Source organism: bacterium (genome assembly GCA_020444065.1).
In the GTDB taxonomy this organism is placed as follows: Bacteria; Sumerlaeota; Sumerlaeia; order SLMS01; family JAHLLQ01; genus JAHLLQ01.
Genome location: JAHLLQ010000001.1, coordinates 820,474 through 842,640, shown reverse-complemented (window position 1 = coordinate 842,640; position 22,167 = coordinate 820,474). Strand labels below are relative to the sequence as shown.

9 protein-coding genes and 2 pseudogenes are annotated in these 22,167 nt (G+C 57.4%); 8 read left to right on the top strand and 3 right to left on the bottom strand.

The window, feature by feature from the left end; genetic code table 11:
- Positions 1-108: 108 nt before the first annotated feature.
- Both KQI84_02990 and KQI84_02985 read right to left on the bottom strand, forming a co-directional pair.
- On the bottom strand, positions 109-2,625 hold the full coding sequence (locus KQI84_02990; protein ID MCB2153826.1) for a hypothetical protein: 2,517 nt from the start codon (positions 2,623-2,625) through the stop codon (positions 109-111).
- Positions 2,626-2,826: 201 nt separating this feature from the next.
- Positions 2,827-4,557, bottom strand: coding sequence for an alpha amylase C-terminal domain-containing protein (locus KQI84_02985; protein MCB2153825.1), 1,731 nt, complete (start codon positions 4,555-4,557; stop codon positions 2,827-2,829).
- A gap of 1,035 nt (positions 4,558-5,592) precedes the next feature.
- Here KQI84_02985 and KQI84_02980 point away from each other — a divergent pair.
- Positions 5,593-5,766: pseudogene (locus KQI84_02980) on the top strand (transposase).
- 267 nt (positions 5,767-6,033) lie between these two features.
- Here KQI84_02980 and KQI84_02975 read toward each other — a convergent pair.
- A complete protein-coding gene (locus tag KQI84_02975; GenBank protein ID MCB2153824.1) occupies positions 6,034-8,991 on the bottom strand; it encodes a DUF4960 domain-containing protein in 2,958 nt (985 codons plus the stop codon).
- Positions 8,992-9,278: 287 nt separating this feature from the next.
- Here KQI84_02975 and KQI84_02970 point away from each other — a divergent pair, with 287 nt between their 5' ends.
- The 7 genes and pseudogenes from KQI84_02970 (at position 9,279) to KQI84_02940 (ending at position 22,163) form a co-directional block, all read left to right on the top strand.
- Positions 9,279-11,279, top strand: a complete 2,001-nt coding sequence (locus KQI84_02970; GenBank protein ID MCB2153823.1) for a glycoside hydrolase family 32 protein — start codon at positions 9,279-9,281, stop codon at positions 11,277-11,279.
- 187 nt (positions 11,280-11,466) lie between these two features.
- Positions 11,467-12,474 carry a LacI family transcriptional regulator gene (locus KQI84_02965; GenBank protein MCB2153822.1) on the top strand — a complete coding sequence of 336 codons (1,008 nt, stop codon included), beginning with the start codon at positions 11,467-11,469 and terminating at the stop codon, positions 12,472-12,474.
- 402 nt (positions 12,475-12,876) lie between these two features.
- Positions 12,877-15,852, top strand: coding sequence for a GH32 C-terminal domain-containing protein (locus KQI84_02960; protein MCB2153821.1), 2,976 nt, complete (start codon positions 12,877-12,879; stop codon positions 15,850-15,852).
- Positions 15,853-15,921: 69 nt separating this feature from the next.
- Positions 15,922-16,029 (top strand): annotated as a pseudogene (locus KQI84_02955) (prepilin-type N-terminal cleavage/methylation domain-containing protein).
- 644 nt (positions 16,030-16,673) lie between these two features.
- Positions 16,674-18,608, top strand: a complete 1,935-nt coding sequence (locus KQI84_02950; GenBank protein ID MCB2153820.1) for a right-handed parallel beta-helix repeat-containing protein — start codon at positions 16,674-16,676, stop codon at positions 18,606-18,608.
- A gap of 108 nt (positions 18,609-18,716) precedes the next feature.
- Positions 18,717-21,134 carry a choice-of-anchor D domain-containing protein gene (locus tag KQI84_02945; GenBank protein ID MCB2153819.1) on the top strand — a complete coding sequence of 806 codons (2,418 nt, stop codon included), beginning with the start codon at positions 18,717-18,719 and terminating at the stop codon, positions 21,132-21,134.
- Positions 21,135-21,260: 126 nt separating this feature from the next.
- Positions 21,261-22,163, top strand: a complete 903-nt coding sequence (locus tag KQI84_02940) for a carbohydrate kinase (protein MCB2153818.1) — start codon at positions 21,261-21,263, stop codon at positions 22,161-22,163.
- Positions 22,164-22,167: the final 4 nt, after the last annotated feature.

Here is a 22,167-nt window from a genome sequence, read left to right as displayed (position 1 = left end):
CGCTTCGCTCAAGACTTGTTCCGATCATTCAGGAACCATGGCATCTCGTTGCAGAGCACCTTGAGTCAAGCGAATTCAAGCTTGATGGAAACAGTCCGATGACGCCGGTTACCAGACGAGTCGCCAGGCCCCGCCAGAATACGAAGTCGCTTCGATTCTGACTCGTCCGCCTTCGACTATTCCTGCACTCGTTGCCCCCAGACCATTCAAAGCAAGCGCCTCGATTCCAACCGGGTGCCCCCAGGCTTCGGGAATATCTACAATCATGGGTGGCTGCTCATCCGTTTTACGTTGTAGTGCAACGATGACGACTTCTTCCGGCGAAATGCGTGCGAATACGATGTGTTCCTCGCCGGATTGCAGCAACTGATAGTCTCCACGCCGGAGGGCGATACTTTCCTGCCGAGCATGAAGAAGCGCTCGGACCGTCTGATACGTGTCCTGGTTATTCCTATCCCACGCTTCGGGTGGCAGGAACATGCGTCGGCTGTCCGGTCGGCCGGATCCCGTCATTCCAATCTCGTCGCCGTAGTACATCATCGGGCCACCGGGTACGGTTAGAAGAAAAGAGAATGCCAGCTTGAGTTTCTCGTAAGACTGCGAATCATCAACGTGTGCCGGATTTGTGAAAGAGTCTTCCTCGGCCTCGTGCTTTTTCCCGGGCAAACTGTCGTACTCCGCTTTGCTCATGAAACGAGGTACATCGTGATTGCCGATGAAAGGACTCATGATCGCGGAAACCGGATAATCATCGACGCTCTCCTGCAAACTTCCAGCCAAATCGCTCATGCTCGAAGTTTCCCATGCCAGAGCGCTTTCGATGGACCAGAAGAGCGGGAAATCGAACTGCCCGTCCAACAAGCGGGGACCGATGAAGTGGTTGATGGTGGATCGCGACGAGACGGTCTCACCAACCTGGTAGATGCGCTTCTTGGCGGGTTCCGCAATCTGTTCATTCAACTTCCGTGTCGTCGTTTCCCAGAAGACATTTGGAACATGCTTCACCGCGTCGTGGCGGAATCCATCGGCGTTGGTTTCTTCCAACCACCAGACTGCCGTATTGGTCATGTAGTCAGTAGCCTCGGAGGATTTATCGTAAGCGATGTCCGGAAGGAAGTCATCGAACCAGGTGGTGAACGGATGGGTATCGTACTGGCGAATATTCAATGTTCCATCCGGCAGTTCGAGTTTCGAGAACCAATCGGGATGCTCCCTCACCATGGGATTATCTTCGTGCAGATGATTGCTGACGAAGTCGATAATGACCGCCATATCGTGCTGGTGTGCATCATCCACCATTGCACGGAATTCTTCCACCGTGCCCCATCGCGGCTCGACATTCCGCATATCCGTGGGCCAGTAGCCGTGATATCCGGTCAGCTTCCGGTGCGGCGGCTTGGAATCCTTGAAGGCAATATCCGGCTGAACATATGGCGGCGAAATCCAGAGCGTCGTTGCTCCGAGATCATCGAAGTATCCGCTGTCGATCATCTGCCGAACGCCAGCGATGTCGCCACCCGCGAAGTTATTCAACGGATGAACCTCAGGATCGTCGACTGGGTCGTCGTTTGATGGATTCCCGTTCTTGAAACGATCCAGGACCACGTAGTAGATAGTCTCATCCTTCGGCGACCGCGGTGCATCAGCGAAGTCGAAGGGCGCTGCCTTCGATCCCGTCCGCCCAGTCGTATCCCTGGCCACGACTGATACAGATTGCTGAGAGCTCCATTTATCCTCTGGGACTTTCAAACTGACCAGGCCCGTCTCGGCAGCCACGTCGATCTCATCAGCCAAGAGCGGGACGTTGTTTACAAAGACATCGACGCCGTCGGCTGCCAGCCGAGCATCATCCGTCAATTGAACGTAGAAGCCGCCCTGTGGGCCTATTCCGGGCGCCCCTGCGGGAAGAACAAAGATCGGCAATGGGGAATTGTCGGCGCGCCGTTCACCGCCAACAACCAGAAGCGAATTCTCATGTCCTCCATCCATCACGGTGTTCGGGTTCGCAGGATCGAGAAGCCAGTTCCCATCCACAACAAACTTGTAGGAGCACTTCCCCGGCGGGATCGAGACAACGGTCTCCCAGATTCCATCCCCCTCATCGTCCGAGAGAGGGTTGGCCGATGAATTCCATCCGTTGAACTGGCCGGCGATCGAAACGCTCTTCGGGCGCGTTCCCTCTTCCGCCTGAAACGTGATTCGGCGAGACGGCAAACTCTCTGCGCTGACGGGGAAGCCTACCGGCCACTTCATCCCATCGGAAGTTGTCAGGAGCAAATGGACGACGCCTTGCTGCACGATATCCGGAAGAGACTCGACCTGGAGAATCGTTCCCCGTTTCACAGAGGCCGAGATGCCCGCGCCTCCTTCGACGCCAAGAATCCGGATGTCCGTGATCTCTCCCCTCACACATCCATCGAGTTCGACCTCCTCGGGGACGCCATTGACGATTCTTGTCTCGGACAAGATACGCGGAGAATAGGCGAGAGGCCAGATAGGCTGGCCCGAGACTGAGCCACCGCCGCGAACCGCCAGCTTCTCTGCCGGTGGCTGCGTGGCACAGCCCGACAACAGGATTCCCGAAATGGCAAGACAAACGAAACCGGTTGAATGGGCGATTCTCATGAGCTTCTCCCGAGAAAGATGGTCCTGAGCGACGAGGAAGCCTTCAGGCCCCTCCGGCGATCACCCTGCGTCGCCGGCATCGTAGACTCAATTACGTAAATCCGCAGATAAGTAGCACGATTCCACATGCTCAGCCAGGAGAGAGAAATCCCCCGACGCCGCGCAGACCCGGGGGATTGTCTCTCCTGCCTTGGAAAGAGATTAATCCTGAGAGAGAATAATCGCTGTGTATTTCCCAATTCCGATATTGCCGTTGTATCCGAACCCATCCTTCCCGCCGGAATTGGCGACCGTGTCGTACGCATAGAAGTTATCGAACGGTCCATAGTGATTCCAGTCGCTGTTGAAACGCACCTTCCACGTTCCCCCGCGCGGGAATCCAATATTGTAGCTCGAGAAGGACCTATTCGAGAAGTTCGCCACGACGATGACATCATCACCGGGCCCGCCGGCATCGTAACGGTGGTAGGCAATGACTTTCGCGCTGTTGTTCACATGGAAGACATTCACATTGTTTCCCTGCAATCCCTTCGTCGTGCTGTACCAGTCTCGCCGCAGGCGGATCAGATCGCGGTAGAGGTCGTGGATCCCGTTGAAGGTTGTCGCGCGAGTCCAGTCGATCGGATCGGTGTCCTGGAAGTAGCGATCCTCGAGCAACTCCTGCCCTTCGAAGATCATCGGAATACCGGGAGAGGTCATCACAATCGCAGCGCCCAATGTCGAGCGCTTCTGCGACGCCCAGCTATCTGCGTTGCCTGGCCAGATTTCCTCCGGCACACGCGACTTGCCATTCGCCACCTCATCATGGCTCTCGGTGTAAATCACGCGCTGAACATGATCGCCGTTGTACTTGTGGGTGATCGCGTCTCGCACCGAGTACATGTCGCGGTCGCTGTCGTTCGTCGTAATGATCGCAGCGCGAATCGGATGCACGAACCCCGCGTCCCACTGCGAGTCAAACCCTGCCCCGCCCGCACCTGTCGCCTTCGTGACCCACTCGTTATTCTGGAGGTCCTCCGCGATCGAGATCTTCCATGATTGGCTCTGATCGATCTTGTCGTTGCACCACTGCATAAGATTCCAGCCGTCGCCTACGTCGATGTTGGTCGTCGAGTCCCACCGCAATCCATCGCAGTGCATGTCCTCCAGCCAGTAGAGCGCGTTGTCCTTGATGTACTTGCGCACCTGATAGCGCCCATAGTCCGGCCGCGTATCGCCCCAGGGTGTGCTCTTCTTCCAATCCGAGTAGAAATAGATCCCACCATTGCCGTAGCTTGGCCCGTCGAAGCACCACATATCAAGATCGCTCGGTCCCCAATGATTGTGCACCAGATCGATGATGACACCCATGTCGCGCTGGTGCGCCTGCTCGACGAAATTCCGCATGTCGTCCACAGTCCCGTATGCGCTCTCCGGAGCGAATGGGAACGCGGGATTGTATCCCCAGGAGAAGTCGCCGGCGAACTCGCCAACCGGCATGACTTCGATCATGTTGACGCCCAGATCGTGCAGGTAATCCAACTTTTGCGTCGCACTGTTCCAAGTCCCCGGCGCGCCACCTGGGTTGTCGTTGAACGTGCCGATGTGCAGTTCGTAAATGACCTGCTTGTGGAAGGGAGGAGTCGAGAAACTGCTCCAGTCGCATTCCGGATCCACGATGATACCCTTGCCCACCGAGTTCTCCACCTGGAGCGCACGCGGGTCTGTTCGATACAGTGTCTGATCCTCGTAGCGGATCACGTACTCGTAGTCATCGCCCGGGACTGCATCGACCACGTCCGCCGACCACAGGCCATCCGACGAGGACGTCTCGAATGCCAACGGATTGGCGTCCTTATCATATCCATTGAAGCTCCCCATCACCGATACAGAGTCTGCGTTGGGAGCCCAGACTCGGAATGTCGTTCCACCACTGTATGGAATCGCTCCCATCCCGGCGTATGCGGACAGCACCACCGGAGTTGGGCTCGGCGTGGGCGAAGGCGTCGGAGTCGGCGAAGGACTCGGGGATGGCGATGGCGAGGGCGTTGGCGTAGGACTTGGCGTCGGCGATGGGCTCGGCGTCGGGGTGGGGATCGAGAAACTGTAATCGTTCCCGTTATTGCTGTCGTAGATCACGCCGCCCCAGTCATCGTAACCACGAAAGTAGTACTGAACAGTGGCACCGGGAGGAAACGCCTGGGCTGGCGAGTACTTCCAGCGTGAATCGCCATTGGGCGAACCATCCCAGGACATGCTGTACCGTGTATAGGCCTGATCGTTGATCTTGATGCCCACTTGAGCATGCAGCCCATAGTAATTCTGATTCATCAAGACCGTGAATTCCCCGGGGTTCCCCCCATCGTGGCGCACATATCCGCCATAAACACCAATCCAAGTCGGAAAAGCGTTGGCTCCGCTGGTGAGTAGAATGAACGCAACAGCGGAAAATGCCGCAGCAGCAAATGGGTATCGAGTACACGTTCTCTTCATGGCTGGAAATCCTTTCGCTTGTCGGAGACTTGGCCCATTCTATCCCACCCAAGCGAAAGAATCTCAATTACGAAAACCCGCAGAAGACTTTCGATTTTGGACCGCTCCAGGGAATACGTCCCGAATCGCCAGGATGCCCGCGATTGAACCACTGATCGAAGACCTGAAACCGAGTCTCTGGGGAGAGTGCCGAACAAACACGACTGGACCTCTTGTTCTCTGATGATAGTAATGACAGCAACAATCTTGGGAGGCAGGGATGATCGAGCACCAGGTGCGAGGACGCATGGCGTTCTCCGTGCCGTTCTTCATTGATTGCCAGCCAATCTGCGGGTGCAGCTCTCGTTGTTCTCGCGTTACCTTGAAATAGCGAGGGCGCATGAGGCGTCGTTCTTTCGCGCACCGCAAGAGTCAGTTGCTCGCCCTTATGGAGGATACTATGTCACTCTCTCGTTTCGTCACTGGCGGAATCAGCCTATGCATTGCTCTCCTTGCTTCAGCCGTCCCGGCAAGCCCACGGACAACGCCTTCATCGAATCCTTCAATGGACAACTGAGAAAGGAGTGCTTGAATGTCCACTGGTTCTTGTCGCGGGGCGATGCGCACGAGAAGGTGGATGCCTGGCGCAAGGACTACGACGAAGTGCGGCCGCATGGTTCCCTCGGGAGCCATGCCCCGGCGGAAGTCGGCCGGATCGATAATGGCACTTCCGAAAACGCAGAGAATGCTGGTACTACTGTGCTTCCAGAATCTCGCATTTCTCAAAATTCTCAGAATCCACATTAGTTTCGACAAATTCTGGTACAGATGAATGATGATGGATGAAGTGCGTTTCTTTTCCCTCCGAATAGGTTTCGGAGCTGCCTGCGAAGTTCATTTGGGAGTTGGAGCGAGATTTAGGATCTTACGACGGGCTGACTCTCTCGAGCCCACCGATTAGTATAGGAAGAGACCCTCGCCCCGAATCGCAGGTGGTTCCGGCGTGCGTTCCCAGCAGGAACCAAGCTTGTGAAGGAACATCTGTTTGAGCACGGCGCCTGATCCCTGAGCCGTCAGCGACAGCGACTGCTCTCCGGCTCTGGGCGGTACTGCGATCGTCATGTAGCGGTGCCCGTCATTGCCGAAGATCTCTACCGATCCAACATCGACAAGGATCTGCAAGCGCAACGAATCGCCAAGAGGTGTTGAGCCATCCATGTGGCGACTGGATGTATGCGCTCCATCCGGCGTGCAACTGAGAGTCCGTGTAGAAATGTTGTAGGTGACTTCGGCTGTTCCGAGGTCGAAGGTCAGCGAACTGGCACTACCCCATTCGAAACTCGCATCGATCATGTAGGCTTCGCCCCACGTGTTCGGAATAGCATTGGAGCCGCCAAGGGGTACATTAGTCCACTCGCGTGTTTCTTCGATGAGTTCGGCAATCTCTTCAACAGGATTTGCGTAGATCCATGGTGAGCCGCTCGGGTCTGTGCGCAGGCTCAGCTCCACGGGGAAGGTGAGCATTTTGTTGAAGGGCATCCCGGGAAAGTCACGTGCACTGTTATCATTGGCCATCAAGATCTTCCTGCCATCCGGCATGTTGCTGAAGATCTGCGAAGCGGCCATGATGAAATTGCTATCCGTTGCCCCCGGCATCCAGAAGGGACCGTTTGCGGGCGTGAATGACTCGCCGTTGAATTGGCCAATGTAGTAGTGGCCGTCGCCCGCCCAGAGAATCCATCGCATGTCCGTCTCGTCTCCATCCAACGGGAGTTGAAAGAGCATCGGCACCTCGATCACTCCATCGAAGATGAACTCGGACGTCTTCGTCCACTCGATCAGATCGAGAGATGAGAAATAGGCGAACGTGCTGGGATTATTGCGCAACCAGAGCAACATGATCCACTTCTGATCGGGTTCGTACCAGAAGACATAAGGGTCGCGATTATCGCCGGGCGGCTGATTCAGCAAGACGGGATTGTTGCGGTACTTGATGTGTGTCCGATTGCGATCAAGGCTGTAGGCGAAGCTCTGGGTGAAGTTCTGTCCCGCCGACATGATGTTGTTGTTCCCATAACCCGCGGCATTCGTGTAGAAGCTCACAATGGCATCTTCGCCCAGACCTGAGGTGTTCGCAGTATCCACGACAGCGGATCCCGACCAGATTTGGCCAAGCGCATCGCCGTTGATCGCAGTGGGGAGTTCAAGCCAATGCACCAGGTTCGTGCTGACGGCATGTCCCCACACCTGGTTGCCGACCCTGAGCTGGAAGGGATTGTGCTGGTAAGAAAGATGGTATTCGCCGTTGAAGTGGACCATGCCATTGGTGTCATTCATGAAGCCGCGGCGTGCCGTGTAGTGATAGCGTGGGCGCAGTGGTTCTTCGTAAATGGGAGTGTCGGTGATGATTTCGTCCCTGAGAGGGAACTGGGAAACATCCTGCACGTTGGTGGCATCTACACGGAGAAGCGCCCGTTCGCCCATGTGAGCACTCATCTCGATGAATGCATAGAAGTCGTGATCTGTCGGCGTGCCCAGGTTGATCTTAAACTCCTCAACCGCCAGTCCATCGATCAAGAGATCAACGACTCTCTCGGGACGATCCAGGCGCACCGGGATATTGAGGTATTTCCTGTCGATGGCAAACAGGTCATTCAGAGGAGAGTTCGACAAGACGATGTGATCGATGTTGAGGTGCCCCCACGGGCCAGTAGCCGTATCGGTCAGTTGAATCTGGGCAGTCGCCCCCTGGAGATCGCGAAGATCCCACTCCAGCCAATCCATGCGATTGGTCTGGCTGCTGCCCGCAGCGTATTTCGCGACTTCTCCATCGATCAGCAGGTTGACGCGCGTCTGCCCGCCGTAGCCGCTCGCCTCAAGGTACGATCCACCACTGGTCAGGAACTTCAGATAATCGCGATTGATGAGGAATGGGGGGGAGGTCAGGACCCCTGTGGCTCCATCGCCACCGTACGAGGAACTGGCATAGCTCCCGCCCAGGAAGTTGCTTGCGGGCGCTCCCGTGGAGGGCGCACCTCCCCACGCAGTGCCGGTGGCCGACCAGCCATTCCAGTGGGACCATTCGAAGTCGGCCAGCACAATGTCCTCGCCGGGCTGGGGAGTCGGTGTCGGCGTCAGTGAGGGAGTCGGGGTTGGCAGAGGGGTCGTCAAATAATCCAAAATGTTCGCCGTGAACAATTCCAGATTGTCGCGGTGAAGGTTCTCTCCCGGATGATCCCACTCGAAGGCTCCTGTGCCGACGAGAAGGATGCGTCCCTGTTCGAGCGTGTATTCCCCGACTGTCACCAGGTAGCCCGACCATTCGGTGTCTGCCAGCCACCTGCCGTCAAAGCGGGTAGGATCGTTCCACCAGACAATATTGTTATCGACGGTCAGGTTACTTGACAGGACGAGAAATGTCTCAGGCAGGCCGTTGAAGATCGGGTGCGCAGGCTCCCTTTGGCGGAATCCCCATTCACCCGATGTTGTTGGATCTTGGATAACAAGGGAAGGAGGCGTGTCCTCGTAGCCCAGGGACAGGACATACTGGGGAGCGAACCCCGTGAGAAGCAGGCCGCCACCCGACTCGACGAAACCTTGGATTTGGCTAAGGACCGTGGCGTCATTTGCTGCCTCAGGCAAATCTGTGGAGGCATCCTCGTGCCACCAGGCGACATCCACATCGTCGAACGCCCCGGGATCGGCCGCGATCTCATCGAATGTCAGCAGCTGCGCCCCGCAGCTCCCGATGGCAAACTCGTAGGCCTTGAGCTGTTCGGAAGTCAGGTCGTCGAACGAAGAAACTGCGCCGAGAACGACTGCCCCCTCTGCTGGAGCGTCCTGCATCGCAGAGAGGCCAAGGATACCCACAAGAAGTGCGAAGAGAGAGGATTTCAGACCACGCGAACGGGACATCGATTTTGCCTTCTTCAGGGGAGGCTAAGGGGGCCTTCTAAAGACCAGTGACAGGGCCTCCTTACACCAGTCAAGCGCAAAGGGGAGCCCATTATGTTCTCCGATTTTGCATGTCGTGGCTGCATGAGAAGCCCACCTTTAGTTGCGATCAGTACAATCAGGGGATCCCCGCCACCTGGCCTGCAGAGTCCACCAAGCCACTTGACAGGTGTCTGGCTCTCGCGCCATGTTCAACCAACCCGGGGGCATTCGTGCTTCAGTGCTGAGAGGCGGAGTGGATGACATTCATGAGGGGTATACGAACCCTGGCAGCCCTGATGGCGTTCTCTCTGTTGCTGAATGGTTGCGCCCGATCCGACTTGGTCTTGGACGATTTCGAGCGCGACAGTTTCCTGCCATGGATTCCTCTCGGCACTGCATTTGCCCTGGGGCCGGCAGGCGGAGCGATTGGCGATCAGCGACCGGTCGCCTCATTTCATGGAAGCCGACTTGTCAACACATTCAGCTATGGCGATGGGGCCACCGGATACTTGATCTCACCCGAATTCACGATCGAGCGGAAGTACATCAACTTCCTCATTGGAGGAGGAAACATCCCGGGAAGCGCTTGTCTGGAATTGTACATCGGAGGTGAGAAAGTCGCCAGTGCAACCGGGACGGCTTCACATGGTGGAGACAGCGAACATCTCCGCTGGGTTTCGTGGAATGTTATGCCCTATATTGGCCGTTCTGCTCGAATCGTTGTTGTCGACCAGGCAACCGATGCATGGGGGCACCTCGCCGTTGACTACATTGTGCAGAGCGATCGGAGAGCGATGAAAACTACTGACAACCCCAAAGTTCAAGAAGCCTGGAACAGTGTCCTGGGAGCAGTCTCCTGGGCAGAAGAGGATCCCCGCCGTCCGACATATCACTTCCGACCACCAGCGCTCTGGATGAACGATCCGAATGCGCCACTTCTCTACGAAGGCTGGTATCACCTGTTCTATCAACACAACCCCTTTGGGGATCGTTGGGATACAATGTACTGGGGGCATGCGCGCAGTCGAGACATGGTGACTTGGGAGCACCTGCCGGTGGCTCTCTGGCCGTCGATTGAGCTCGGTGAGGTTGGCGCCTGGTCCGGTTGTGCAGCTTTGGACGAGAAGGGCAAGCCAATGCTCTTCTACACAAGCATCAAGGCCAGCCCCTCGGCCCGTGATTACGCCGAGCAGTGGATCGTTCGACCCAGGGATGAAGATCTGATCGCCTGGGAAAAACCGCCAGCAAATCCCATCATGACACCGGCTATCAACGGCGACCAGATCATCTACGAATGGCGTGACCCTTTCATGTTTCGCCTTCGTGACAGGGCCTACATGGTTTTGGGCGGCAATATCCAGACTGCAGCCGATCAGTATCGTGGGGTGGTGGCGCTGTACGAAGGAGCGGATCCCACGCTCGGAAACTGGCAGTACCGAGGCATCCTGTACCAACATCCAACCGAGGCGAATATCGAGTGCCCGAATTTCTTTCCTTTGGGCGATCAGTTCGTCCTGGTGATGTCGCTGCCCGGATGGAGAGCAGAGTACACTGTCGGCACATTCAACGAGCAGTCCGGAACATTCGCTCCGAGGCACAGCGGGATGATCGATCACGGAGAATGGTATTATGCACCAACCTCGACGATCGATGCAGAAGGCCGGCGCGTGATGTGGGGCTGGGTGCGCGGATTCCCCGACGACAAGGGGTGGAATGGAGTGCAATCCTTGCCGCGCATTCTGACACTTGCGGAAGACGGTGGCCTTAACTTCGAACCCCTGCCCGCGTTACAGAAACTTCGCGGCAAGCACACGCGGATTGGGCCCATGAACGTGAATGACGGAACCACGGTTATTTCCCAGGTGCAGGGCGATACATTGGAGTTGCGCCTGACCATCGAGGCCGGGAGTGCGAACAGGTTTGGGCTCCTGGTTCGGACGAATGAGAACGGGGTCGGTGGCACAGCGATCGTCTGCGATGGGTCGGAAGTTCGTGTCGACGGCGACGAGAGGCTATACAGGCTGCAAGCCCCAGGCGCGCCGGTCGACCTGCGCGTGTTCCTCGACAGGTCCGTGATCGAGATCTTTGTGAACGGCCGAGCATGTTTCACGCGCGTGATCGACGTGCCTCCGGATCATCAGTCGATTGCCCTGTTCGCGGAAGGAGGGAAGGCTCGACTTTCACAATTCGACGCGTGGGCGATGTCGACGGCGTTTCCTGAGGAACGCGGCAACCTGGAGCAGTGGAGTTCCAATCGAGGCGACTGACGCTCTTTGGCTGCAGAGTCGCCTATCGAGCGAGGTTTCCACGTCCCCCAGTGACGCGCGGCAATTGGGCCGGGTGTCGGGATGGCTATGATTTACTTGACGCCTGTAAGGCTCTTGGGGCACCTTTCGTCACGACGATTGGAAGGAAAGTGGGAGTGACTCGCCCAGCGAAGGGGTGCCGACAACAATGATTACGATGGAAGACATTGCGAGAATCTGTGGCGTTTCGCGGCAGACGGTCCATGTGGCCTTGACGGGGAAACCGGGTGTCTCCGAGCCGACCCGGGAGCGCATTCTCGAGATTGTCAAGAAGTACAACTACCGCCCAAACCGAATGGCGACCACGCTTCTTCAGAAGAACACCAATCTGGTTGGCGTTACGATTCTGAACATCCGCAACCCGTTCTTCGCCGACTTGATTCAGGGAATCAACTCCGTGCTTCGCAAGGAAGGCCTGCACATCATCTTCTTTGAGACGCAGACAAAGGAGGCAGAGGAGGAAGCGATCGAGGATCTCCTCGCCTATCAAGTGGCCGGTTTGATCCTATCTCCCTTTCAAATGGAGGGGCGGCTGAGTCACTACGAATCGCTGCGGTTGCGCAAGACACCTTTCGTCTGCGTTGGTCCGATCCGTGGCTTCGAATCCCATTTCGTCGAAGTCGAGAATCGGGAGGTTGGCTATCTGGCCGCCGAGCACTGCATCGAGAAGGGGCACACAAACCTCTGCTATTTGGAGGGGCCGGAGAAGATTGTCTCGGCGGCCGAGCGTGCTGTGGGCTTCGTGCAGTGCCTGATGGAGAGTGGCGTGAACTTCAACAGCCAGTGCGTCGTGAAGGCGGGAGACACGACGCAACAGGGCTTCGAAGCCGGCCTGAAGGTGCTCGATGTCCCCTCACGGAAGCGCCCCACCGCCGTTGTCTGTTTCAACGACATGATTGCTCTCGGCGTTTACGAAGCAGCCCAGCACCTGGGGCTCAAGATCCCCGAAGATGTCAGCGTCGTGGGCTGCGACGACATCGAAATCGCCCGGCTGTTGAATCCGCCGATGACGACCATTGCGCTGCCCATCGCCGAAATGGGGCGTAGCGCTGCGGAGATCCTGGTGTCGCAACTGCAGGGTGCAGAATCGGAGGGGTACCTTGTGAAGCGCTTCCCGCCCGAGCTCGTCGCGCGAGATTCGGTACGCTCCCTGTAGCCCCCGTCTGTGTGACCGGAAAGGCGAGCATGGGAGAGGTTGGATCGCTCGAACTCACACAGCACTGAAATGAACACTTCGACATGTTCCAGGGCCGCGGACTGAAGGTTTTGTCATTCGGAAGGCGACATTTGCTCCTGTAAGGCGAAGTCTGAGCAGTTTTTCTGCGCGTGATTTTGCGTTCTCACGGACGTCGCATCTCCGAGAGAATTTCCAGGAATGTACCTCATAAAACCAATATTGATAGCTTTCTAAATGGAGTCTGGCGATCCGGGCGAGATGGGCTGGAGAGAGATTGAGTGGATCGACATGCCCTCGTCGTAGCGCTCCAAATAGCACTTGACAGGAGTAAGGTGGCTTGCCTAGACCATCAACAGCAACGTTGAAAGGGAACCAGCCTCAGTGGCGAACCGACTTCTTCAAACATCCCGAGATTTCCGCGAATCGGGCCGCTCGGCACCTGTGGTGGCGGTGGTTTTCGTCGTACTTGCCCTCTGTGTGGCAAATCTGGCGTCGGCGGCTGACCTGGCCCTCCTCGGCCGCCACGCCAGCTACGCCTCCCTGTCCGATGAGGAGCGGGCTGCCTATGACTGGGCGCTGACCTCTTTCGATGCCGAGTACCTTCATTTGGATGACATCGCCGCCGACCCGTCTATTCTCGGCGATTACAAGACGCTCTGGTGGCACTATGATGAGAGCGTGGTCCTGCCGGGGCAGGGGGCGACGGTTGCCGCGATCGCCGATTGGGTGAGTGCTGGCGGTCGGGTACTGCTCTCGGGATTCGCGACCCAGTACGTTGTCGACCTTGGGTTCGAGGACACCGAGCCGTCCGTATCAATCGAGCCCGGCGACTCCGGCCCCTGGGGATTTTCTCAGAAAACAGAAAGCGCGGTCTTCGACGGCCTGCCGGACGTGTTCGCCACGCTCGCACCAGGCCTCTCCGTGGACAACAAGATCGCCTGGTGGCCGGACTCATCTCAGTTCGATGGGATCTGGTTGGCAGATACGGAATGGCAGGGCGACATCGTTGCGGCCGGAGAATACCGTCCTGGCGACGGACGCGTGGTCGTGATTGGCACAGGCGCTTACGAGTTTGCCGTCGGTGGATGGAACAGCAAAATCGACGCGCTGCGAACGTTCACAATGAATACTCTGCGATCGCTGCGTTCCATTCCGAAGGGCGACTTGATGGCGCGCTTTACGATGGAAGATCTGAACGATCAGCAGCAGATCAAGGAATGGCGGACCGGCCAGGCGGCGGGCGTTCCCAACAACTTTGGCGATCCGGAATTCGCCCCCGGCCCATGGGGAGAGGGGCTTCGCGCGGATGGATACTCAACCTTCGCAGACTTCGGCCCTGGCGTTGTAAACCAGAATGTCAGCCAACTGACCGTGGAAGCCTGGGTCGCGGTGCGGGCGTTTCCTTACACTGCGCAAGATGCGGCCATTGTGAACCAGCAGGAGGCCCCGCGCGGCTTCTTTCTTGGCGTCGACCCTTGGGGTGTCTGGAACTTCTCGATCGGTGCGGACGGTAATTGGCACTCGGTTGTGGCGCCGGCTCCATTGCCGAAATTCCAATGGATTCATCTGGCGGGCACCTACGATCGCAATGTGGGGCTGAGGATTTACCTGAATGGCAGCCAGGTGGCCGAGAACAACTTCGTCGCGGGTGACCTGGAAGCTGCTTCGAACATCCCGTTTCAGATAGGTCGCCATAATCAGGGCGGCGCGCTCGGTATCTTCCCTCTCGGCATTTTCAACGGCCTGATTGACGAGGTGCGAGTCTACAATCGAGCCCTGGCGGCGGACGAAATACTGATTCACTATCAGGGCGGTTTCCCTCCGGCCGCCGAGATCATTGTCCCGGAAAGCCGTTTCTCCCATGACCCGACCCGGCCGGGCTGGCATGCTATTCCTCCCGCGGACTGGACCAACGAGCCTCACGGCATGCAGTACTATCGCGGCAACTACCATCTGTTCCACCAGAAGAACCCCAATGGCCCGTATTTCGGCAATCAGCACTGGGGGCATCTGATCAGTCCGGACTTCGCGAATTGGTACCCGGTGACGGATGCGATCTGGCCCGAGGGCGTGTACGATCGCAACGGCACATGGTCGGGCTCGACGACAATTCATAACAATGAACTGACTATCCTCTATACGAGCAACGATCAGGGCCAAACGCAGAGTGTCGCGACAAGTGGCGAAGACCTGGCCATTAACTTTCACAAGTGGGGGACGAATCCTGTCCTGCCGGCACTGCCTCCCGGTGCGCGGCCGGGGATTCTGGGCTTCCGCGATCCGTTCATCTGGCAGGATGGCGGGTGGTACTGGGTGATCATCGGATCCGGCTACGAAGACACGGGCGGAGAAGTGCACCTGTATCGCTCCCACGACTTGTTGAACTGGGAGTATCGGGGCATTATGTTCAGTCGACCGCCGGATGTTGTGAACCACATGTGGGAGATGCCAATGTTCGGGCGCTTTCCGAACGGCAAGTGGATCTTCCTGGTCAACGCCATCCCTGCTCCCGGTCACCCCGGTCCCGTGGATGTCGTTTACTGGATCGGCGATTGGGTGAATGAGAAGTTCGTTCCGGACGCAGAGTATGGAACTCCTCGGCGTCTCGATCTCGGCCCGGAGCATGTCCTGGCGCCATCGATTTCATACACGGACGACGGCAGGATCTACGCGATGGGCGTGATGATCGAAGATCGCACAAGCGAGGCACAACTCGCCGCGGGATATGCGAACCTGTTTACCATGCAGCGAATGTTGACGCTGGCAGACGGCAATCAATTGCGCCAGGCGCCGGCGCCGGAACTCGAGATGTTGCGAGGCGAACGACACAACTTCACGAATATCTTCGTCGAAGCCGGCGAGAGCGGATACCTCCCTGGAGTCGGCGGCGACATGGTTGAAATCCGCGCCCTGGTGGACCTGCAGGACGCGTCCGCCTTCGGGATCAAGGTACGCAAGTCGCCCAATGGCCAGGAGCAGACGCTGATCCAGTACAATGCTGTTGGTGGACTGTTCGTAAAGCGCGGGCTCTCGAGTACGAGCAACCAGGTTGGGAAGTGGGACGTCGTTGCACAGCACCTGCTGGAAGGAAACGAGAACCTGGAGCTGCGCATATTCATCGATCGCTCTACCATAGAGATCTTCGCGAACAGGCGGTCGGTGGTGACGACGCGGATCTATCCGCAGCGCACGGACAGCGTGGAGATGGACTTGTATTCGCAGGGTGGAACGTCCAAGGTGATCTCGTTGGATATCTGGCCGCTGGGCGAGAACCCGATTACACCGACACCTACGCCGCCCCCGAGTCCGACTGCCACTCCCGGAACAGCGAACGCGATCGGGTGGATGGGATACTAGCCCATAACGACAGGATCTGTTGGAAACGAAGAAACCTCGAATTCTCAATGAAGAACGGAGTGAAAGAGCATGAAGTTCAGCAAATCCAAGACAAAGAAGCGCGGCTTCACCTTGATCGAACTGCTCATCGTGGTGGCAATCATCGCAATTCTGGCTGCCATTGCGGTTCCCAACTTCCTGGAAGCGCAAACCCGATCGAAGGTCTCGCGCGCGAAAGCGGACATGCGCACTATTCGCACGGGACTGGAGTCCTACGCCGTCGATACGAATCACTACATCATCGACTACAATGCACTATCGGGAACTCCCGCGGACGACGAGTACACGACGTGGGTGACTCTCACAACGCCTATCTCCTACCTGACGTCTGTGCTCTTCACCCCCTTCCAGAGCAATCGTCCAGATCACGACAATAATCCCTATGGCGACAAGAACGTCTACGAGTACTGGGGCGATCCGTTCTTCCACGATCCGCCGGCAGGCGCGCGGGCTTCAGTTGTCGATCAATTGGGCTTCAAGTGGATCATGGGAAACCTGGGTCCAAACCTGGAGCGCGATTTTATCGGCGTCGACGCTGTGGACTATGTGGATTTGGAGCGCGGCGAAGCGCTCATCTATGATCCGACCAATGGAACGATTTCATCGGGCGATATTCTGTCCTCGAACAAGGAACCCTTTCACTGATTAATGAATCCGAATCGAGAAGAACGAATCGCAAACGTCGAGACGCTTTAGCAGGTGAACCCCAAACCATTTCACAGGAGTGATGAAATCGGGCCCATTAGCCCACCACCCAAAACCATTTGCATGGAGTATCAACAATGAAGAACTTCAACAAAGTAGCTGCCATTGCCGTTGCCGCCGGTCTCCTGACGGGTTCTGGGCTGGCAGCGGACATAAATGTCCCGGCCGACTTTTCGACCATCCAGGCCGCCATTGATGACGCGGGAACGGTGGATACCGACCGTATTCTCGTGGACGCGTCATCTTACTCGGCGAATGAAGCCGTCACGATCGACAAGAACCTGACACTTCTGTCGCAGAATGGCAAAGCCACGATTACGGGGACATCCCTGGATAGCGGCGTGACCGTTCAGGCGGCGGATGTGACGATCGAGAACTTCACGATCAGCGGCGCCGGCTTCCACGGTATCTCAATCGAGAGCGGCGGGGCCTTGGCCATCACGGATTGCAACGTGGACGGCAATGGTACATCTGGAAGCGGTGGTGGTTCCGGCCTGCACCAGACGGACATTGGTGCGGCGACCCTCGACCTGACCATCGCGAATTCGACTTTCAGTGGCAACTCGCACCGTGGTTGGACGTTCGACAGCCCCGGCACCATCAGTATCGATGCCAGCGGGGTGACGATCGACGGGAACACCAACGAAGGCGTCCTGCTGGGTAAACCCGGCGGACTGTCGGTCGACTTCCTGCTGACGAACTGCGACATCACGAACAATGGTGGAGCAGGCATGGTGGACTTCTTTGGGACGGGCACGATCACCGGCGGCTCGATTTCCACTAATGTTGGCCACGGGCTGTTTCTGGACGATAACGCCTCCGGACCTGCGGCGCGTGACTATACCATTGACGGGGTCACGATCATGGGGAACGGCGATCATGGCGTGATTCGGTTCGCCGCTGGCAACTTCATCGTGCAGAACTGCACGATCGACGGGAATGGCCGCGGGTTTGCCTTCAACAACGCCTACGGCCCCATCAGCGTCACGATGACCGGCGGTTCGGTGAGTGACAACGCCACCGTTGGCTTCCAGCCGGATGGCGGTGCAGGAAACCTGACGGCCAATGTGACGGGAACCGAGTTTCACGGCAATGGAGAGATGGGTCTCGGCATATTCGGCCAGGGAAACTACACATTCACCAATTGCTCGATTCAGAACAACAGTACAGAAGGTATCGCGCGTCTGTTCAATGACAACGGAACGTCGACGATTCTGAACCTCAATGGCTGCACGGTCGAAAGCAACCAGAAGGTTGGAATCCTGGTCATCGGCATGCCAATCGATGTGACGTTGACTGATACATCGGTGAGCTACAACAACGTGGCCGGAGACAGCGAAGGGAACATCCTGTTCGACGGCGATGGGGTGAGGAACCTGGTGGCCGAGCGCAGCACGTTCGTGCAAGGCAACGGAACCAAGGACAATATCGCCCTCGTCGGCGCTGGCACCCACGACTTCACAAACTGCCTGCTGGACGATGGCGCTTCGAGCGGCGGCCTGAAAGTCGTGAACATTGCCTCAGCAGATCTGATCGGTAATGCAGAAGCAACGTTGACTCATTGTACGTTAGTAGGCAGCGGTGAAACGGATGAAGCCGCTGTGACGGCCGAGGTGTTTGAGGGTGCTTTGAATCCCGCCAGCGTCACCATGCGCAACTGCATCGTGGCCGGCTGGGATATTGGTCTGAATGCCGTGAATGGCACGAATGCCAATGCGAGCATCGACAGCGACTACAATGTGCTCTACTGCAATTCGAACACCATCGGCTCCGGTGTATCGTCTGGCGCAAACGATAAACTGGGTCAGGACCCGCTGTTTGTGACCGATTCTTCGGGACCAGGTACTGGCGACTTCCATCTGCAGGCCGGTTCGCCGGCGATCGACGCTGGGGATACCCTCGGTGTCACGGATGATCTGGATGGAGCAGTGCGGCCCTCCGGATCTGCACCGGACATGGGCGCCTACGAGTACGGTGCCGTGGCAGGCGTTACCCAGTGGTCGCTGTACTAAGAGATTCTTCTTCGTCCACAGGGAAGGCGGCGAACGGCTCAATCTCCGTCGCCGCCCCTTCTCCAACATCGCACGTGAAATGAACACGACAAGCAAGGAGAGAGATAAATGAAATCAATACGCAAAGTGGCACTGACGTTGGGTCTCTTGACTGCAATGGTCTCGATCGGTTTCGCAGCCGATGTCTCCGGTGGTGGCGCTGCCCTCCAGACAGCAATCAATGCTGCTTCGGTGGGCGATACGTTGACGGTGATTGACGGCGGGACCTATAGCACGATTTCTGTCGACAAAAACCTGACAATTGAATCGGACCCCATTGGCGCCATCATCAGCGGCGGCGTGGATGGCGTGTCTGTTGTTGCGGGATGTACATCAATGACCCTGCGCGGTTTCACCGTTTCAGGCAACAGCGACAACGGCGTGAATGTGAATACGCCGGCGGATGTCTTCATCGAGAGTTGCGCTCTCGATGGCAACGGCGATGGTGGCAACGACTCCGGCCTTCAACTCTTCGGAGTAGGCACGTACACTGTTTCCGTGAGCGACAGCTCGCTCAATGGCAATACGCGCCGTGCTATCACCGTGGACACAGTTGGCGTCGAAGCGACCATCAACGTCACAAACTGCGAATTGAACTCGAATACTGAAGTTGGCGTGTTCTTTGGCGCGCCGGGAACGCCATTCGATCCTAAGTTGAATATATCCAATTCGTCGATTTCCGGCAACGGCGGCACGGGACTCTTCTACTTTGATGGTACTGTGACTGCGACCGATACGGATATCCAGAATAACTCCGGCGACGGCGTGATCATCATTGGCGAACAGTTCACGATGACAGGTGGAACCATCTCCGGCAACACGGGGGTCGGCCTGAAGCCTGACGGAACCGATTTGAGCACGTTGAACATCGATGGCGTGACGATCACCGGACAGCCAAACGACTCCGGCGTGGGTCTCTTCAGCCCCGTCAATGCGACGTTCCAGAATTGCACCATTTCCAGCAATAGCAACAAGGGCATTCACCGCATTTTCAACTACACCGCAGACAGCGTAATCAATGTCGAGAATTGCGACATTCTCAGCAACGGCACGGAAGGCATCTGGATCGAGCATGATGGCGGAACTGCTTTTGGATTTTCGACGACGTTGAACGTGTCCGATACTTTGTTCTACGACAATGCACCGGGCGGCGACTCGCAGCTTCGTGCGACAGGCCTTGATCCGGCTCTCATCACGGTCGACCGCAGCTATTTCGACTATGGCAGCAGCGCGGTTGGTCTCGTTGTCGTGGCAGGCAATGGCGCGGGCAGCGGCGACTTCACCAACACGATCTTCCGCGGTGGCTCAGGCGGTTTGGGTGTTATCCTGGCCGAGAACGGCTCTTTCAGTTTCGAGCACTGCACTTTTGCGGCCGACGATGGTTCTTCAGCTGCCGCGGTCTTCTCGGGCGGCGGTACAGATTCGACGTTCTTCATCCGCAACTGCATCTTCGATGGCATGGTGGACACGCTCGTCAACAACCGCGCGACGAATAGTTGGGACGTCGATTACTCACTCTTCAACTCAACGACTTCCGATATCGGCGGCAGTGAAACCGGGGCCGTTGGCGGTATCGGATCGAACTCCGTGTCGGCAACAAACCCGAACTTCTACGCCGACCCAACAGGTCTCGGCACCGGGGACTTCCACTTGAACGTGGGCTCTGCAGCCCTGAACGCCGGCGTGGATCTGGGTGTCGCAGACGACTATGAAGGTTCTGCCCGCCCCAATCCCACGGGCTCGACCCCGGATATGGGCGCTCTTGAGATGAGCGAACCGGATATCGATGCGATCTCACCACTGGTCTTTGGACAGGTCGTAACCGGAACTTCGTCGACCCTTACTCTCCAAGTTGATAATGTGGGGACGGAGACGTTGACGATTAGTGGCGCCACCATCAGCGGTGCCGACCAGGCCGTCTACTCTGTCGATTCCAGTGGTCTGCCTGTGGCAGTTCCCGCTGGTGGCAATACCTCCCTGGACGTGACCTTCGAACCCTCGGCTGCGCAGGTCTACAACGCGGCTCAACTCGACATCACGAGCGACGATCCGGATGAAAGTAGCTTCCCCGTTTCGCTTCAGGGTGAGGGCGTTGCGCCCCCGCCGGATCAGGACATTAACCTGACGGAATCGCTGCTTGACTACGGAACAATTACAGCCGGGGCGACGAGTGATTTGACGTTCAATATCGACAACGTCGGTGGTCAGGACCTGGAAGTGACCAGCATCTCGATTACCGGGACGGACGCCGGTGTGTACTCGCTCGTTTCTCCTCCGGGGACGCCCTTCACTCTGGCGCCGGCCGATCCGGCAGTCACGATCACGGTACGGTTTGCTCCCACCGGCGGTGCGACCGCATCGTACAATGACGCCAATGTCGAAGTCTCCAGCGACGATCCCGATGAGGGAACGGTTAGCGTGGACCTCGACGGCAGCGGCCAGGACTTCAGTGCCGTTGACGATTGGCGAATCCTGAACCTCGAGTAACAATCACCTGCGACAGAAGGTTGGGAAGAGGGCGAATCCCTCTTCCCAACCCTGCTGCCAAATCACCAACAACTGATACGACGCCCAAATCACTGAGAGACTTTGACTTTTCCGGAGACCATGGAAATGAGTGGGGAAATCTTGTGCCTGGGCGAGGTTTTGTGGGACGCATTGCCCTCCGGTTTATTCCTCGGCGGGGCGCCCTACAACGTCGCCAGTCATCTGCGCGAAGCCGGACAACAGGTTCGTTTCGCCAGTCGTGTGGGGGACGATGAACTGGGACGAGAGGTCCTGCGGCGTTTGACGCGCAGCGGCCTCGTCACGGACCTCGTGCAGGTCGACAAGCACCTTCCCACGGGATTCGTGATTGTGGATCTGGATTCAGGCGGGAGTCCCACATTCGACGTCGTTCAGCCTTCTGCCTGGGATGCAATCGAGGTCACACATGAATTGCAGAGCGCTGCGGCACAAGCGCGCGCGCTCGTTTTTGGCTCCTTGGCGCAACGATCGGAAGTTTCGCGAGCAACGATTCAGACGTTGATTCGGAAGGCGGATTACACAGTCTTCGATATCAATCTTCGTCCGCCCTTTGACGATTTGCATGTCGTAGCGGACTGCCTTCCATGCTCAAAGGTCGTGAAGATGAACGACCACGAACAGGCGCTACTGGGGAAGCACTTTGGATTCTCGGGCAGCAAAGAGGACCAGGCGCGCAATCTGGCGGAGCGATTCGGTATCGAGTCGGTCTGTGTGACGTGCGGAGCAGACGGTGCCTGTCTTCTGCACCAGGGCTCCTGGCTGTTCGACCCCGGTTTCCGAGTTCAAGTGGCCGATGCAGTCGGTGCCGGGGATTCCTTCCTGGCGACACTGTTGGCGGGACTTCTGGCGGGGGTGAAGCCGAGTGAAGCCTTGCGGCGCGCCAATGCCGTTGGGGCTTTCGTGGCCTCCCAGAACGGCGCGACGCCGCCCCATGATCGAGAGGCGATTGGAGACCTCATGGCTGTCCGCAAGGAACCCATTGGGAAGTAATTCT